General features: G+C 74.5%; 6 protein-coding genes. All 6 read left to right on the top strand.

The window, feature by feature from the left end; translation table 11 throughout:
* Positions 1–17: 17 nt before the first annotated feature.
* The 6 genes from SYYSPA8_RS02885 to SYYSPA8_RS02860 all read left to right on the top strand — a co-directional run bounded on the left by SYYSPA8_RS02885 (position 18) and on the right by SYYSPA8_RS02860 (position 16,050).
* The gene (locus SYYSPA8_RS02885; protein WP_323445282.1) at positions 18–9,539 is read left to right on the top strand and encodes a non-ribosomal peptide synthetase/type I polyketide synthase; all 9,522 of its coding nucleotides are present in this window, start codon (positions 18–20) and stop codon (positions 9,537–9,539) included.
* Positions 9,529–11,262, top strand: a complete 1,734-nt coding sequence (locus SYYSPA8_RS02880; protein ID WP_323445281.1) for a phytoene desaturase family protein — start codon at positions 9,529–9,531, stop codon at positions 11,260–11,262. The genes SYYSPA8_RS02885 and SYYSPA8_RS02880 overlap by 11 nt, the downstream gene beginning before the upstream one ends.
* Before the next feature lie 104 nt (positions 11,263–11,366).
* Positions 11,367–13,094: a phytoene desaturase family protein gene (locus tag SYYSPA8_RS02875; RefSeq protein WP_323445280.1), complete on the top strand. Its 1,728-nt coding sequence runs from the start codon at positions 11,367–11,369 to the stop codon at positions 13,092–13,094.
* Positions 13,091–14,146, top strand: a complete 1,056-nt coding sequence (locus tag SYYSPA8_RS02870; protein WP_323445519.1) for an MDR family NADP-dependent oxidoreductase — start codon at positions 13,091–13,093, stop codon at positions 14,144–14,146. The genes SYYSPA8_RS02875 and SYYSPA8_RS02870 overlap by 4 nt, the downstream gene beginning before the upstream one ends.
* Positions 14,147–14,302: 156 nt before the next feature.
* Positions 14,303–15,301 (top strand): dihydroxyacetone kinase subunit DhaK, encoded by a 999-nt coding sequence (locus tag SYYSPA8_RS02865; protein WP_323445279.1) that lies wholly within the window; start codon positions 14,303–14,305, stop codon positions 15,299–15,301.
* Positions 15,302–15,372: 71 nt separating this feature from the next.
* Positions 15,373–16,050, top strand: coding sequence for a DAK2 domain-containing protein (locus tag SYYSPA8_RS02860; RefSeq protein WP_323445278.1), 678 nt, complete (start codon positions 15,373–15,375; stop codon positions 16,048–16,050).
* Positions 16,051–16,115 lie beyond the last annotated feature (65 nt).

Below are 16,115 nucleotides of genomic sequence, written 5' to 3'. Positions count from 1 at the left end.
ACGTGAGGAGCCCCACCATGAACGACGCGACCCCCACCCCCCGGCGAGGCCCGGTGGCCATCATCGGCATCGGCTGCCGGCTGCCAGGCGGCGCGTCGGACCACCGGAGCTTCTGGCGCAATCTCCTGGACGGAAAGGACTGCATCACCCCCACCCCCGCCGACCGCTACGACATCCGCACCCTGGCCAGCAGGGACACGGCGAAACGGGGACGGCTGACCGGCGGCAGGGGCGGCTACATCGACGGCTTCGACGAGTTCGACCCGGCCTTCTTCGGCATCAGCCCGCGCGAGGCCGACCACATGGACCCGCAGCAGCGCAAACTGCTGGAGGTGGCCTGGGAGGCGCTGGAGGACGGCGGCCAGCGGCCCGGGGAGCTGGCGGGCAGCGATGTCTCCGTCTTCATGGGCGCGTTCACCCTCGACTACAAGATCCTCCAGTTCTCCGATCTCGCCTTCGACACCCTGGCCGCGCACACCGCGACCGGCACCATGATGACGATGGTGTCCAACCGGATCTCGTACTGCTTCGACTTCCGGGGCCCCAGCCTCTCCGTGGACACCGCGTGCAGCTCCTCCCTGGTCGCCGTGCACCTCGCCTGCCAGAGCCTGTACCGGGGCGAGAGCCGGCTCGCGCTCGCGGGCGGGGCGCTGCTGCACATGGCGCCGCAGTACACCATCGCCGAGACCAAGGGCGGCTTCCTCTCGCCCGACGGCACCTCCCGCACCTTCGACGCCTCGGCCAACGGCTATGTCCGGGCCGAGGGGGTCGGCGTCGTCGCCCTCAAGCTCCTCGCGGACGCCGTGCGCGACGGCGACCCCGTGCACGCCGTGATCCTGGGCACCGGCGTCAACCAGGACGGCCGCACCCAGGGCATCACCGTCCCCAACCCCGACGCCCAGGTCGCCCTGGTCGAACGGGTCTGCGCGGAGGCCGGCATCACCCCCGGCCAGGTGCAGTACATGGAGGCGCACGGCACCTCCACCCCGCTCGGCGACCCGATCGAGGCCAACGCGCTGGGCCGGGCCCTCGCCATCGGACGGGCCCCGGGCGCGCGCTGCTACGTCGGCTCGGTCAAGACGAACATCGGCCACACCGAGGCCGCCGCCGGGATCGCCGGACTGATCAAGACCGCGCTCAGCCTGAAGCACCGGCGGATCCCGCCCCACATCAACCTGGAACGGCTCAATCCGGCCATCGACCCGGAGCGGCTCCCGTACGAGATCCCCACCCGGGTCACCGACTGGCCCGAGCACACCGGCCCCGCGCGGGCCGCCGTGAACTCCTTCGGCTTCGGCGGCACCAACGCCCATGTGGTGCTGGAGGAGGCGCCGACGGCCGTCCCACCCCCGGCGGCCGTCCCGCGTCCGTGGACACTGCTCCCGCTGACCGCCCGCACCGACGAGGCCCTGACCCGGGTCGCCGAGGGCATCCGCGGCGAACTCGCCGGGGAGCACACCGAGCCCGGAGCCGCCCCGCCGACCCCCGCCGACCTGGGGCACACCCTCGCCCACCGCCGTCAGCACCTGGAGTCCCGGCTGACCCTGGTGCACTCCTCACGTGCATCCCTCGACGAGGCCCTGGCGGCCGCCGTGCGCGGCGAGCCCCACCCGGGGGTGGTGCGGGGCAGACGGCTGGACGCGGCGGACCGCACCCTGGTCTGGGTCTTCACCGGCATGGGACCGCAGTGGTGGGGCATGGGCCGCGAACTCTTCGACCGCGAGCCGGTCTTCCGTGCCGCCCTGCTCGACTGCGACCGGGAGATCCGCGCCCAGGCCGGCTGGTCCCTGGTCGACGAGATGGCCGCCGACGAGGCGGACTCCCGCATGGGCGAGACCTGGCTCGCCCAGCCCGCCAACTTCGCCCTCCAGGTCGCGCTGGCCGCCCTCTGGCGCCACTACGGCATCGTCCCCGACGCGATCGTGGGCCACAGCACCGGCGAGATCGCCGCCTTCCACGCGGCCGGCGTCCACTCCCTCGCCGACGCGGTACGGATCGCCCTGCACCGCAGCAGACTCCAGCAGACGCTGTCCGGCACCGGGACCATGCTCGCCGCCGCCCTCACCGAGGAGGAGGCGGAGCGCCGGGTGGGCCCGTACGGCGACCGGGTGTCCGTCGCCGCCGTCAACAGCCCCACGGGGGTCACCCTCGCCGGGGACGAGGAGGCCCTGAGGCGGCTCGCCGAGGAGCTGACGGCCCAGCAGATCTTCACCCGGTTCCTCACCGTGCGGGTGCCGTACCACAGCGCCGGAATGGAGACCATCAGACAGGAGCTGCTGAACGCGCTCGACGGACTCGCCCCCCGGCCCGCGCGGGTGCCCCTGTGGACCACCGGCCACGGCGAGCGCGCCGACGGGCGGGAGCTGGACGCCGCCTACTGGTGGACCAACGTCCGCGACCGGGTCCGGTTCCGGGCCGCGATCGACCGCCTCGCCGACGACGGCCACCGGCTCTTCCTGGAGATCGGCCCGCACCCGGTGCTCGGCCACGCCATCCGCGAATGCCTCGACGCCCGCGGGCTCACCGGCCGGGTCCTGCCCTCGATCCGCCGCCAGGAGAGCGAGACCGGCTGCTTCGCCTCCTCCCTGGCCATGCTGCACAACCTGGGCGCGGACATCGCCTGGGACGTCCTCCAGCCGGCCGGGCGGACCGTGCCGCTGCCGCGCTACCCGTGGCGGCGGGACCGCCACTGGACCGAACCGGAGCCCGTGGCCCGGGTCCGGCTCGGCCGGCTCGACCACCCCCTCCTCGGCCGCCGCACCGACCACCCCGACCCCACCTGGCTGGCGGCCCTCGACACCGAGACCCTGCCCTACCTCGCCGACCACCGCATCCAGGGCACCGTGGTCTTCCCGGCGGCCGGCTATCTGGAGATGGCGGCGCAGGCGGTACGGGCGCTGAGCGGGGGCGGCCAGGGCGCGGTCCTCGCCGACGTCGAACTGCGCCGGGCCCTCTTCCTCCCCGAGGGCGAGAGCAGATCCGTGACCTTCTCCCTCTCTTCGGAGAACGCCGCCTTCAGCGTGGCGTCGGGGCCGGCGGACGGCACGGCACCCGACGAGGCGGAGCGGACCACCCACGCGTACGGGGTGGTCCGGGCCGGTCAGCGCCGCTCCCACGGGCCCGCGCTCGACGCCGGGCCGATCCGGGACCGCAGCGCGCTCCGGCTCGACGGCGCCGCCTGCTACGCGGCTCTCTCCGCCCTCGGTTACGACTACGGGCCGGCGTTCCAGGCCATCGAGGAGGTGTGGATCGGCCCCGGGGAGGCCCTGGCCCGGCTGCGCGCCCCGGCGGCGGCGCACACGCCCGGCACCCACGCCGCGCCCGCCACGCCCGCCACGCCCGCCATGGATGCCACGGATGCCACGGATGCCACGGGCCATCATCTGCACCCCGTCCTCCTCGACGCCTGCTTCCAGTCGCTGCTGACCCCCCAGCTCCTCGATGCCACCGACGACGGCGGGAACGGCGGCGGCGCGGCGGGCACCGGGGTCCGGCTGCCGCTCGCGATCGGCGAGGTCGCGCTCGCGCCCGGCGCGGAAGGCCCGCTGTGGGCCCACGCCACCGTCACCCGGACCGACGGGGACGAACTCGTCGGCGACATCGCCGTCTACGCGCACGACGGGACGGCGATCGGACGGATCAGCGGATTCCGGGCGGCCGGCACGGAGGGGGCCGGCGCGGCGTCCGCGGGCCGCGCCACCATCGACTCCTGGCTCACCGAGACGGTCTGGACCCAGCGGCCGCCCCTCGACGGGCCGCAGGAGGACACCGCCGGGGCCGACTGGCTGATCCTCGCCGACGAGGGCGGCATCGGCGACGCCCTGGCCGCCCGGCTCGCCGCCCGGGGCACCCGCAGCCGTCTGGTGCGCCCCGGCGACCGGTACCGCAACGACAGCGCCGGGCCCGCGACCGTCGCACCGGACTCCCCCGCACAGTGGGAACGGCTCCTGGCCGAGCTGCGCCCCGCCGGCCCGGCCGGCTTCGGCGCCGTGGTCCACCTGTGGAACCTCGACCTCCCCGCCGTCGCCGACATCGAGGGGCCGGAGCTGCGCGAACACGGCTGCACCGGCGCCTACTCGCTGGTGGCGCTGGCGCGGGCGCTGCTCTCCTCAGGCACCGGCGGCGCGCTCCATGTCGTCACCCGGGGCGCCCAGGCGGTGCTGCCGGGCGCGGACGTGGAGCCGCTGGGCGCACCCGCCTGGGGCGTGGGCCGGGTGCTGTGGCACCAGGAGCTGACCGGCCACCGGGGCACCCTGATCGATCTCGACCCCGAGCGCTCCGCCCCGGCGGACGAGGCACGGGCGCTGCTGGGGGAGATCACCGCCGGGGACGAGGAGGAGGTGGCGCTGCGCGGCGGCACCCGGTTCACCAGCCGGATCCGCCGGGCCGAGGGGCTGACCCGGCCGCTGCCGCTGCGACTGCGCGCCGACGGCGCCTATCTGGTCACCGGTGCCTTCGGCGCACTGGGCCGGCTGCTGTGCCGCACCCTGGTGGCCCGGGGGGCCCGCCGGCTGGTCCTGGTGGGCCGGACCCGGCTGCCCGCCCGGGAGGGATGGGCGGCCGTCGACCCGGCCTCGCCCGCGGGCGGCGCCGTCGCCTTCGTGCGGGCGCTGGAGGCGTCGGGGGCCCGGGTGGAGGCCGTGTCCGCCGACCTGACCGACGCGGCGGACCTGTCCGCCTGGTACGCGGCCCGGCGGCGGGCCGGCGCGGAGCCGCTGCGGGGGGTGTTCCACCTCGCCGGCCAGGTGCGGGACGCGCTGCTGCCGGAGATGGACCGGGACACCTTCGACGCGGCCCACGGGCCGAAGGCCGTCGGCGCGCAGCTGCTGCACCGGCTGTTCGCGGACGAGCCGCTGGAGCACTTCGTGCTCTTCTCCTCGATCGCCTCGCTGCTGACGACGGCGGGCCAGACCAACTACGCGGCGGGCAACGCCTTCCTGGACGCGCTGGCGCACCACCGGCGGGCCCGGGGGCTCCCGGCGCTCAGCCTGGCCTGGGGCCCCTGGGCCACCGGGATGATCGAGGAACTGGGTCTGGTCGAGCACTATCTCGTCGACCGGGGGATGAGTTCGCTGGCGCCGGCGACGGGCATGGCGGTGCTGGAGCGGGTCATCGGCCAGGACCGGGCCCAGCTGCTGATCGCCACGGTGGTCGACTGGCCGGCCTTCCTGTCCTGGTACCCGTCGCCGCCGCCGCTGGTGGCCGAGTTGGCGGCGGCGGCACCCCGGCCCGGTCCCGGCGGCGGCGGGGGCCTTCTCGACGCCTTCGGGGAGCTGGCCGGGGAGCCGGAGCGGCGGGCGCTGGTGGCGGAGCGGTTCACCGCGCTCGCGGCGGCGGTGCTGCGGTGCGCGCCGGCGGCGATCGACCCGGCGGAGGGCCTGGGCGCCCTGGGCCTGGACTCCCTGCTCGCGATGGAGCTGCGGGGCCGGGTGCAGGCCGAGTTCGGGATCGCGCTGCCGGTGGTGGCCCTGCTCAGCGGGGTGCCGGTGACGGAGCTGACGGAGCGCCTGTACACGGGTCTGGTGGAGCTGGCGGACGGCCCGGGGGCCGCCGGCCGGCCGGGGGCCGGGGAGCCGGCGGTCTTCACGGACGAGCGCGAGTACCCCCTGACCCAGAACCAGAAGGCGCTGTGGTTCCTCAAGCAGCTCAATCCGGAGGGGTACGCGTACAACATCGGCGGCGCGGTGGAGGTGCGGGTCGCCCTGGACCCGGATCTGATGTTCGCGGCGGTCCGCCGTCTGGTCGAGCGTCATCCCGCGCTGCGCACCAACTTCCTGCTGGTGGAGGGCCGGCCGGTGCAGCGGGTGTCGGCGGGCGCGGAGGTGGACCTCGGGCTCTTCGACGTCCGGGACCGGAGCTGGGAGGAGATCCACGCGGCCATCGTGGCCGAGTACCGCCGGCCGTACGACCTCGCCCGGGACCCGCTCTTCCGCTTCCGGCTCTTCCAGCGGGCCCCCGACCGCTGGGTGATCATGAAGGCGGTGCACCACATCGTCTCGGACGCGGTCTCGACCTTCACCTTCATCGAGGAACTGCTCGCGGTGTACGAGGGGCTGCGGCGGGGCGAGGAGGCGGCGCTGCCGCCCGTACCCGCCCGCTACCTGGACTTCCTCAATGAGCAGAACCGCTTCCTGGCGGGCCCGGAGGCGGCCCGGATGCTGGACTACTGGCGGGGGCACCTGCCGGAGCGGGTGCCGCTGCTGGACCTGCCGGTGGACAAGCCCCGCCCGGCGGTGCAGACCCACAACGGGGCCTCCGAGTTCTTCGTCCTGGACGCGGAGGTGAGCGCCCGGGTGCACCGGCTGGCCCGGGCCCACGGGGTGACGCCGTTCGTGGTGCTGCTGAGCGCCTACTACGTCCTGCTGCACCGCTACTCGGGTCAGGACCACATCGTCGTCGGCAGTCCGGTGACGGGCCGGACCCGGCAGGAGTTCGCGCCGGTGTACGGGTACTTCGTCAATCCGCTGCCGCTGCACGCGGACCTCTCCGGGGAGCCGTCGGTGGCCGCCCTCCTGGACCAGGTGCGCCGCTCGGTCCTGGGCGGCCTGGACAACCAGGAGTATCCGTTCGTGCTGCTGGTGGAGGAGCTGGGGCTCCAGCACGACCCCAGCCGCTCGGCCGTCTTCCAGGCGATGTTCATCCTGCTCACCCACAAGGTGGCCACGGAGAAGTACGGCTACCGGCTGGAGTACATCGAACTCCCCGAGGAGGAGGGCCAGTTCGACATCACGCTCTCGGTGTACGAGGAGGAGACGGAGAACCGGTTCCACTGCGTGTTCAAGTACAACACCGACCTGTTCACGGCCGCGACGGTGCGGCGGATGGCGGGGCACTACACCCGGCTCCTGGACGAGCTGACGCGGGCCCCCGCCGAACGGCCCGTCACCCGGCTGGACATGCTGGGCGCGGCGGAGCGGGAGCGGCTGGTCGACGGGTGGAGCGGGGCCGGGCGTTCGGCGCTGCCCCGGGGCGGCGGGGAGCCGTGGGCGGACGGGGCGCCGGACCACCTGGACGTGCCGGTGCACCGGCTGGTCGCGCGCGCGGCGGAGCGGTGGCCCGACACCGTCGCGGTGCGGGTGCCGGCGTCGCCCGGGGACGGTGAGGGTCTGCGGCTGACGTACGCGGAGCTGGAGCGGCGTTCGGGGACACTGGCGCGCGGGCTGCGGGAGCGCGGGGTGGGGCCGGGTGCGGTGGTCGCGCTCTGCCTGGAGAAGTCGCCGGAGCTGATCGTGGCGCTGCTGGCGGTGCTGCGGGCGGGCGGTGCCTATCTGCCGCTGCCGCCGGAGCTGCCCGCCGACCGGATCGCCCATACGGTCCGTACCTCGGGGGCGGTGCTGGTGGTCGTGGCGGACGTGGCCGGGCGGGCGGGGCTGCCGGAGCTGCCGGTGGAGACGCTGGTGCTGGCCGGTCCCGGCGGGGTGGCGGCGGGGACGGTGCCGCTGCCTCCTGTGCCGGTCGCGCCGGACTCCCCCGCGTATGTGATCCACACCTCCGGTTCCACCGGGCGGCCCAAGGCCGTCGAGATCAGCCACCGCAATCTGGCCTCCGCGTACGCCGCGTGGCGGGAACTGTACGGGCTGGCGGACGAGCCGGGGTGCCACCTCCAGATGGCGGCGCCGTCGTTCGATGTCTTCACCGGGGACTGGGTGCGGGCGCTCTGCTCCGGAGGCACGCTGGTGCTGGCGGACCGGGATCTCCTCTTCGACCCGGCGCGGCTCCACCGGACGCTGCGCGAGGAGGGCGTGGACTGTGCCGAGTTCGTGCCGGCGGTGGTGCGCGGGCTGATGGACCACTGTGTGCGGCTGGGTCTCGGGCTGGAGTTCATGCGGCTGCTGGTGGTGGGCTCGGACACCTGGAAGGTGGCGGAGTACGAGCGGCTGCGGGCCCTGGGCGGCCCCCGGACCCGGGTGATCAACTCGTACGGGGTGACGGAGGCCAGCGTCGACAGCGCCTGGTTCGAGGGCCCGGCGGAGGGTCTGGAGCCGGGGCGGACGGTGCCGATCGGCCGGCCGCTCGCCAACAGCACGCTGCACGTCCTGGACCGGCACGGCGAGCCGGTGCCGCCAGGGGTCCCCGGTGAGCTGTGGATCGGCGGGGAGGGGGTGGCCACGGGGTACGCGGGTGATCCGGACCGCACGGCGGAGCGGTTCGTGGTCCGTACCCTGGGCCGGGGCGCGGGCGCGGCCCCGGAGCGGCTCTACCGCACCGGCGATCTGGCCCGCTGGGACGCCCTGGGCCGGGTGCATCTGCTGGGGCGGGCGGACAGCCAGGTGAAGCTGCACGGCCACCGGATCGAGACCGACGAGATCGCGGTGCTGCTGGCGGCGCGTCCCGAGGTGGCGCGGGCGGTGGTCGCGGTGCGGCCGGACGCCCGGGGCGAGGCGGTGCTCTGCGCGTACTGCGTACCGGCGGAAGGGACGGCGCCGGGCCGGCGGGAGCTGCGCCGCTACCTCGCGCGGTTCCTGCCCACGTACATGATCCCGGCGTACTTCGTCATGGTGCCGGCGCTGCCGCTGACCGCGCACGGCAAGGTGGACACGGCGGTGCTGCCGCCGCCGGGCGGAGCCGCGGAGCCGGACGACGCGTACGAGCCGCCGGTGACCCCGTACGAGGTGAGCATGGCCCGGCACTGGAGCGGGCTGCTGGGCCGGGAGCGGATCGGGCGGGACGAGGACTTCTTCGAGTCGGGGGGCAGCTCCATCAAGCTGATCGAGCTGATCCACCATCTTCAGGCGGAGTTCGGGGTGCCCATTCCGGTGAGCAGGCTCTACCAGGTCACGACCCTGCACGGGATGGCGGCGGCGGTGGAGCGGATCACCGTGGCGGACGGCGGCGGGGAGCGGCCCTGGATCGGTTTCAACGACGACGGGGGCGAGCCGGTGTTCTGCTTCCCGCCGGCGGGCGGTCAGGCGCTGGTGTACCGGGGGCTCGCCGGGGAGCTGGCGGAGCACCGGCTGTTCTCGTTCGAGTATCTGCCCGGGGACGACAAGGTGACGCGGTACGCGGATCTGGTGGACGCGCTGCGGCCCGAGGGGCGGTGTCTGCTGCTCGGCTACTCGCTCGGCGGGAATCTGGCCTTCGAGACCGCGAAGGAGCTGGAGCGGCGCGGGCGCCCGGTGGCGCAGGTGGTGATCCTCGACTCGCACCGGATCGACGAGCCCTTCGTGCCGGGCCCGGAGCATCTGGCGGCCTTCGAGAAGGAGCTGGCGGAGCATCTGCGCAAGCACACCGGTTCGGAGATCGTGACGGCACAGACGATGGAGCACGCGGCGGACTATCTGGCGTTCTGCGGGCGCACCCCCAACGGGGGCACGGTCACGGCGGCGGTCGGGGTGATCGCGGACGAGGACGGTGTGGAGCTGTACGCGGCGGGGGTGCCCGGTGCCTGGCACGGCAGTTCCGCGACCGCGCACACGGTGGTGCGCGGTTCGGGCTCCCACGCCGACATGCTCGACACGGGGCATCTCGCCCGGAACGCGGAGCTGGTCCGCCGGATGCTGGCGGGCGCGGGGGACGGGGCGGCCGGCCGTGCACGCTGACGAGGAGCGGGAGTGGACCGAGCGCCCCGGCCGTGCGGACGGCGGCGGCGACGGCGGGCCGGCCGGGCGGGGCGGCGGCGACCGCCGGCCCCGGGTGATCGTCGTCGGTGCGGGCATCGCGGGGATGGCCACCGGCTGCTACGCCCAGATGAACGGGATGCGCAGCCGGATCTTCGAGAAGCATGTGCTGCCCGGGGGCTGCTGCACGGCGTGGGCGCGGGACGGCTATGTCTTCGACTACTGCATCGAGTGGCTGATCGGGACGGCGCCGGGGAACGAGGCGCACACGATCTGGCGGGAGCTGGGCGCGCTCGACGGCAAGAGCGTGACCCACTTCGACATGTTCAACCGGGTCACCGACGAGGACGGCCGGTCGGTGATGTTCTGGAACGACCCGGGGCGGCTGGAGGCGCATCTGCTGGGGATCTCCCCGGCGGACGCGCCGCTGATCCGCTCGTTCTGCCGGGATCTGCGCCGGTTCACGGACATCGAGCTGTACCCGTTCCTGACCGCCCCGGCGCTGCGGAGCGTACGGGAGCGGGCGGCGCTGCTGCGGACGGTGCTGCCGTCGTTCCGGCTGTTCTGGCGGACGGCGGCGACGCCGATGCACGCCTTCGCGGACCGGTTCACGGATCCGCTGCTGAGACGGGCGTTCCGGAACGTGTTCTTCCAGGATCCGGAGGGCTTCCCACTGCTGCCGTACCTGTTCAACATGGCCGCCGCGCACCGCCGCAACGCGGGTTTCCCGCAGGGCGGTTCGCTGGGGCTCGCCCGGTCGGTGGAGGAGCGGTACACGGCGCTGGGCGGGGCGGTCTCCTACCGTTCGCGGGTGGCGCGGATCCTGGTGGAGCGGGACCGCGCGATCGGGATCGAGCTGGCCGACGGGCGGCGGTACTACGCGGACCACGTGGTGGCGGCCTGCGACGGCCACACCACCGTGCGGACGCTGCTGGGCGGCCGGTACACCGGGCCCCGGATCGAGCGGCTGTACGGGGAGCTGCTGACGGAGCGGGGCACGCTCTTCCCGGCGGTGGTCTCGGTCTTCGCGGGGGTACGGGGCGATCTGGGCGCCGACCGGGCGCACAGCACCACCTACCTCCTCTCCCCCGGGGACGCGGCGCGGCTGCCGGGGGCGCTCCAGCGGAGTCTGGTGGTGCAGCTGCGGTCGCACTACTCGGACGGTTTCGCGCCACCGGGGCATTCGGTGATCCACTGCACGTACTTCAGCGACTTCGCCTTCTGGAAGGAGCTGCGGACCCGGGACCGGAAGGCGTACTGGGCGCTGAAGCGGCAGGTGGCGGCGTTCGTCAAGGAGTTCCTGGAACGGCAGCGGCCCGGCATCGGCGAGCGGATCGAGGTGCTGGACGTGGCCTCGCCCGCGACCACCAAGCGGTACACGGGCAACTTCGACGGCAGCATCCTGGCGTGGAAGGCGTTCTCGGAGGCCGACGACGTGGCGGCGGCGCTGGTGGGCAAGGACCGGATGCGGCTGCCGGGGCTCGCCGGGTTCTCCATGGCCGGGCAGTGGGTGGGTCTCGGCGGGCTGATCCGGGCGGCGTCGACGGGGCGCTTCGCGGTGCAGTACCTGTGCGACGAGTGGGGGCTGCCGTTCACGGCCCGGGAGAGCCCGGCGCGGGAGCCGTGGCACCCGGGGCGGCTGGGCCGGCTGCCCCAGCTGGACCGGCGGGACGGGCGGCTCGGGCGGGAGGTCTCCGGGGCATGAGGGCATTTCAGCGGCGGGCGGCGACGGAATCGGGCGCGGACGCGGGTACGGCGTCGAGGGCGGGGTCGGGATCCGGCCAGGGGTCCGGTTCCGGCCGGGAGACGATGATCATCATCGGGGCCGGGCTCGGTGGCCTGTCCACCGGCTGCTACGCGCAGATGAACGGCTACCGCAGCCGGATCCTGGAGATGCACGAGGTCCCCGGAGGCTGCTGCACGGCCTGGTCACGCGGCGACTTCATGCTGGACTGCTGCGTCAGCTGGCTGCTGGGCAGCGGGCCGGGCAACGAGATGCACCAGATCTGGCTGGAGCTGGGCGCACTCCAGGGCAAGCAGGTGCGCCACTTCGATGTCTTCAACATCGTCCGCGACCAGGCCGGGCGGACCGTCCGCTTCTACTCCGACCCGGACCGGCTCCAGGCCCATCTGACGGAGATCTCCCCCGCCGACGCCGAGCTGATCCGGCGCTTCTGCGACCAGCTGCGCGCCTTCCGCAAGGCGCTCGCCGTCTATCCCTTCCTCAAGCCCGTGGGACTGATGGGACGGGCGGAGCGATGGCGGATGCTGGCGTCCTTCCTGCCGTACGCGCGGGCCGTCAGCAGCACGATCGGGGTGCTGATGGCGGACTTCTCGGCACGGTTCCAGCACCCGCTGCTGCGCGAGGCGTTCAACTACATCCTCTACGAGCGGCACCCCGCCTTCCCGGTGCTGCCGTTCCACTTCCAGCTCGCCTCGCACGCCAATCTGTCGGCGGGGGTGCCGGAGGGCGGTTCGCTGGGGCTCGCCCGCTCGATCGAGGCCCGGTACACGGCGCTCGGCGGCGAGGTCGCGTACAACGCGAAGGTCGAGGAGGTGCTGGTCGAGGACGACCGGGCGGTGGGGGTGCGCCTGAGCGACGGGAGCGAGCTGCGTTCGGACATCGTGGTCTCCGCGTGCGACGGGCACACGACGATGACGAAGTTCCTCAAGGGGCGCTCCCTCGGTCCGGAGTACGACCGGCTCTACACCCGGACCATCCAGGAGCCGGGCATGGTCTTCCCCGGCTACTTCACGCTCTTCCTCGGGCTGCGCCGGGAGTTCCCCGACGGGGAGCCGTGCACGACGCACCTGCTGGACGAACGGATGGCGGCCGAGCTGACCGGCATCCGCCATCCGAGCATCAATGTGCAGTTCCGCAGCCGGCACTACCCGGAGCTGTCACCCCGGGGCACGACCGTCGTCTACGCCACCTACTTCTGCGACATCGCGCCCTGGCGGGCCCTGGACGAGGGGCCGGAGCAGATCAGCCGGGTACGGGCGGGCGAGGAGCTGCACACCCTGCCGGTGCGGCACGGGCGGGGCTACTACGCCGCCAAGCGGCGGGCCCGGGAGGCGATCACGCGGTTCCTGGAGGAGCGCTATCCGGGGATCCGGGACGCGATCGCCGTCCGTGACGTCTCCACCCCGCTCACCCAGGTGCGGTACACGGGGAACTACGACGGCACGGTGCTCGGCTGGCAGCCTTTCGTGGAGAGCGGCGAGACGCTGGAGGAGCTGGTCAAGAAGTACGGGCCGGGGCTGCCGGGCCTGGCCGGTTTCTACCAGTCCGGGGTGTGGGCGACCACGGGCGGGCTGATCCGGGCGGCGGCGGCCGGCCGCCATGTCATGCAGTTCGTCTGCCGGGACGACGGCCGGGAGTTCACGGCGTGGATCGACGAGAGCGCGCCGCCGCCGACCCATGTGGTCATTCCGGTCGGCGTGGGCGCGGACGATCCCGTACCGCTCCCCCGGCCGCCGGATCCGGCCCCGGACGGGGCCCCGGCACCGACGTCACAGGAGGACGCGTGGGAGTGAAGGCCCAGAGCTGGGTGGTCAGCGAGCACATGCGGGGGGTTCCCGACGTGGGCCGGGTGTACACGAAGGTGGACGAGGAGCTGGACACCGACCTGGCGCCGGACGAGATGCTGCTGCGGACCCTGTATGTGTCGGTCGACCCCTATCTCCAGGGCATCGCCCTGGACACCCCCATCGGCGACCCGATGGGCGCCGATTCGATCATGGAGGTGCTGGCGGCCGGGCCGCTGGCGCCGCACCGGCCGGGCGACCTGGTGCAGGGCTTCGGCGGCTGGCGCACCCATCTGATCAGCGACGGCGCCCCGAAGGCGTGGCAGACGGGCACCTTTCCCATGGTCTTCCCGGCGTACCGGCGGCTCGACCCCGGCTGGTACGACGCGGAGGTGCCGCTGCCGACCGCGCTCGGCGCCCTGGGCGGGCCGGGGATGACGGCGTGGGGGACGCTCAACCGGTTCATGACGGTGACGGCCGGTCACACGCTCGTGGTCAGCGGCGCCTCGGGCACGGTCGGCTCGCTGGTGGGGCAGCTGGCCAAGCGGGCGGGCGCGCGGGTGGTGGGCACCACCTCCAGTCCCGCGAAGGCCGACCGGCTGCTGAAGCTGGGCTTCGACGCCGTGGTCCCGTACCGGCACGGCGACAGCGCCCGGGCGGTGGGCGCCCTGCTGCGGGAAGCCGCCCCGGGCGGGGTGGACCGGTACTTCGACAATCTCGGGGGCCCGGTCACGGACGCGGTGTTCCCGCTGCTCGCGGTGGACAGCCAGGTCGCGGTCTGCTGGCAGTGGGCGACCCAGGTCGGCGGGGACACCCAGGGTCCCCGGCTGCTGCCCTGGATCATGTTTCCCCGGACCACGATCCGGGGGGTGTTCTCGCTCGAATGGTTCACCCCCGCGAACTGGCGGGCGCTCCACGAGGAGCTGGGCGGCGGCATCCGCCGGGGCGAGATCGTCCACGAGTACACGCTGCACCACGGCTTCGACAGCATCCCGGACGCGTACCACAGCCTCTACGGCGACCGGGGCGACCGGCTGGGCAAGGTGCTCGTGGCGCTCTGACGGGCCGGCCCGCCGGTGCCGTCCGGCGGGCCGGGGGCTCCCCGGACGGGCGGGGCCGGATTGCGGGCGCCGGACGGCGGTCGCAGGCTGGGGGGAACGGAACGATCGGTCACTGTCCGTATCGACCCTGGGCGCTGGCCTCGTCGGGAGATGCCCATGGCCCTGTACTTCGCGCGGTCGGCGCGGTCGCTGGTGGCCGACGCCCTGGAGGGGTTCGCCCGCGCCCACGGGGACCTGGTCGCCTACCACCCCGAACACGGCTTTCTGCGGGCCCGGCACAGCTCCCCACTGCGGCGGGTCGGTGTGGTCTCCGGCGGCGGCTGCGGGCACGAGCCCCTGCACACCGGGTTCGTGGGGGCGGGCATGCTGGACGCCGCCTGCCCCGGGCAGGTGTTCGCCTCCCCGCACAACCGGCAGATCTTCGAGGCGTCGCGGGCGGTGGCCCGGCGCGAGGGCGTCCTGCACATCGTCAAGAACTACACCGGCGACCGGATCAACTTCGGGATCGCCGCGGAACGGCTCGCCCATGAGCGGGTGCCGTGCGCACGGGTGCTCGTGGACGACGACATCGCGTCGGACGGCCCGGCGGTCGCGGTGGGCCGGCGCGGCACCGGCGCCACCGTCCTGCTGGAGAAGCTGCTGGGCGCCGCCGCCGACCGGGGGCTCGGGCTGGCCGAACTGACCGACCTGGGCACCCGGCTGACCGGCCGGTGCCGCAGCGTCGCCGTGGCGTCCGCGCCGCCCACCGCGCCGGCGACCGGCCGGCCGGCGTTCGACCTGCCGCCGGGGGTGCTGGAGTACGGCGTGGGCATCCACGGCGAGCGGGCCGGGCGGACCATCCCCGAGGAGCCCCTGGACACCCTGGTCGACCGGATGACCACGGCGCTGCTCGCCGCGCTGCCGCCGCCACCGGACGGCACGCTGATCGCGCTGGTGAGCGGCCTGGGCTCGGTCACCCGGCTGGAGCTGTACGCGGTCCTGCGCGAGCTGGCGCGGACCCTGGACGACCTGGGGTTCGCGCTGCGGCGGAGCATGGTGGGCGACTTCGTCACCGCGCTCGACACCCGGGGCTTCTGCCTCACCCTGCTCACCGCCGACGACGAGACGACCGGGTTGTACGACGCCCCGGTGAGCACACCGGCCTGGCGGTGGTAGGCGCAGCCGGCACGGGGCGCCCGGCAGACGGCACAGGACGAGGGACCGACGACGGACACGGGACGGGTGCGATGGCCGAGGACGGCGCGTTCACCGAGCGCTGGGTGCGGGCGTTCGCGCGGTCGGTGGAGAGCTGCGAGTCCGAGCTGACGGCGCTCGACCAGCTGGCCGGGGACGGCGACTTCGGGGCGAACCTCCGCTCCGGGCTGCGGACCGGGGTCGGCGCCCTGGACCGGGCGGCGGGGCCGCGGGCGGCCCATGAGCCCCTGCGGCTGCTGGCCACCGCCTTCCTCGACCATGTCGGGGGAACCAGCGGACCGCTGTTCGGCCTGCTCTTCCAGGAGCTGGCGGCGGCGGCCGAGGCGGACGCGCCCCTGCTGACCACCCGGGCGCTCGCGGCCGGCACCGGCCGGGGCATGGCGGCGATCCGCCGGGTGGGCGGGGCGGCGCCCGGCGACAAGACACTCCTGGACGCGCTGCACCCGGCCGCGCTCGCCCTGGCCGCGTGCCCCCCGGCCACCCCGCCGGGGCAGGCCCTGGACCGCGCGGCCACCGCCGCGTGGGACGGGGTCCGGCGCACGGCGGGCCTGACGGCCCGGCGGGGCCGCGCCAGCTATCTGGGGGCGCGGGCCTCCGGCGTTCCGGACCCGGGCGCGGTGGGGGTGGCGCTCCTCCTCGGCTCCGCCGCCCGACCGGTCACCACCCTCGGCCCGCTGCTGTCCGGGCCCGCGGCACCGGTGTCCCCCTGAGGCCCTGCCCCGGGGAGGGCGCGGGCCGTGGGCTCCGCCCGTGATCGGCAGCCGGGGCCGGAGGG

Origin of the sequence: Streptomyces yaizuensis (genome assembly GCF_034961445.1) — a bacterium.
Classification (GTDB): Bacteria; Actinomycetota; Actinomycetes; order Streptomycetales; family Streptomycetaceae; genus Streptomyces; species Streptomyces yaizuensis.
The sequence above is the reverse complement of the archived record's forward strand: the minus strand, read 5'-3'. Positions and strand labels throughout refer to the sequence as shown.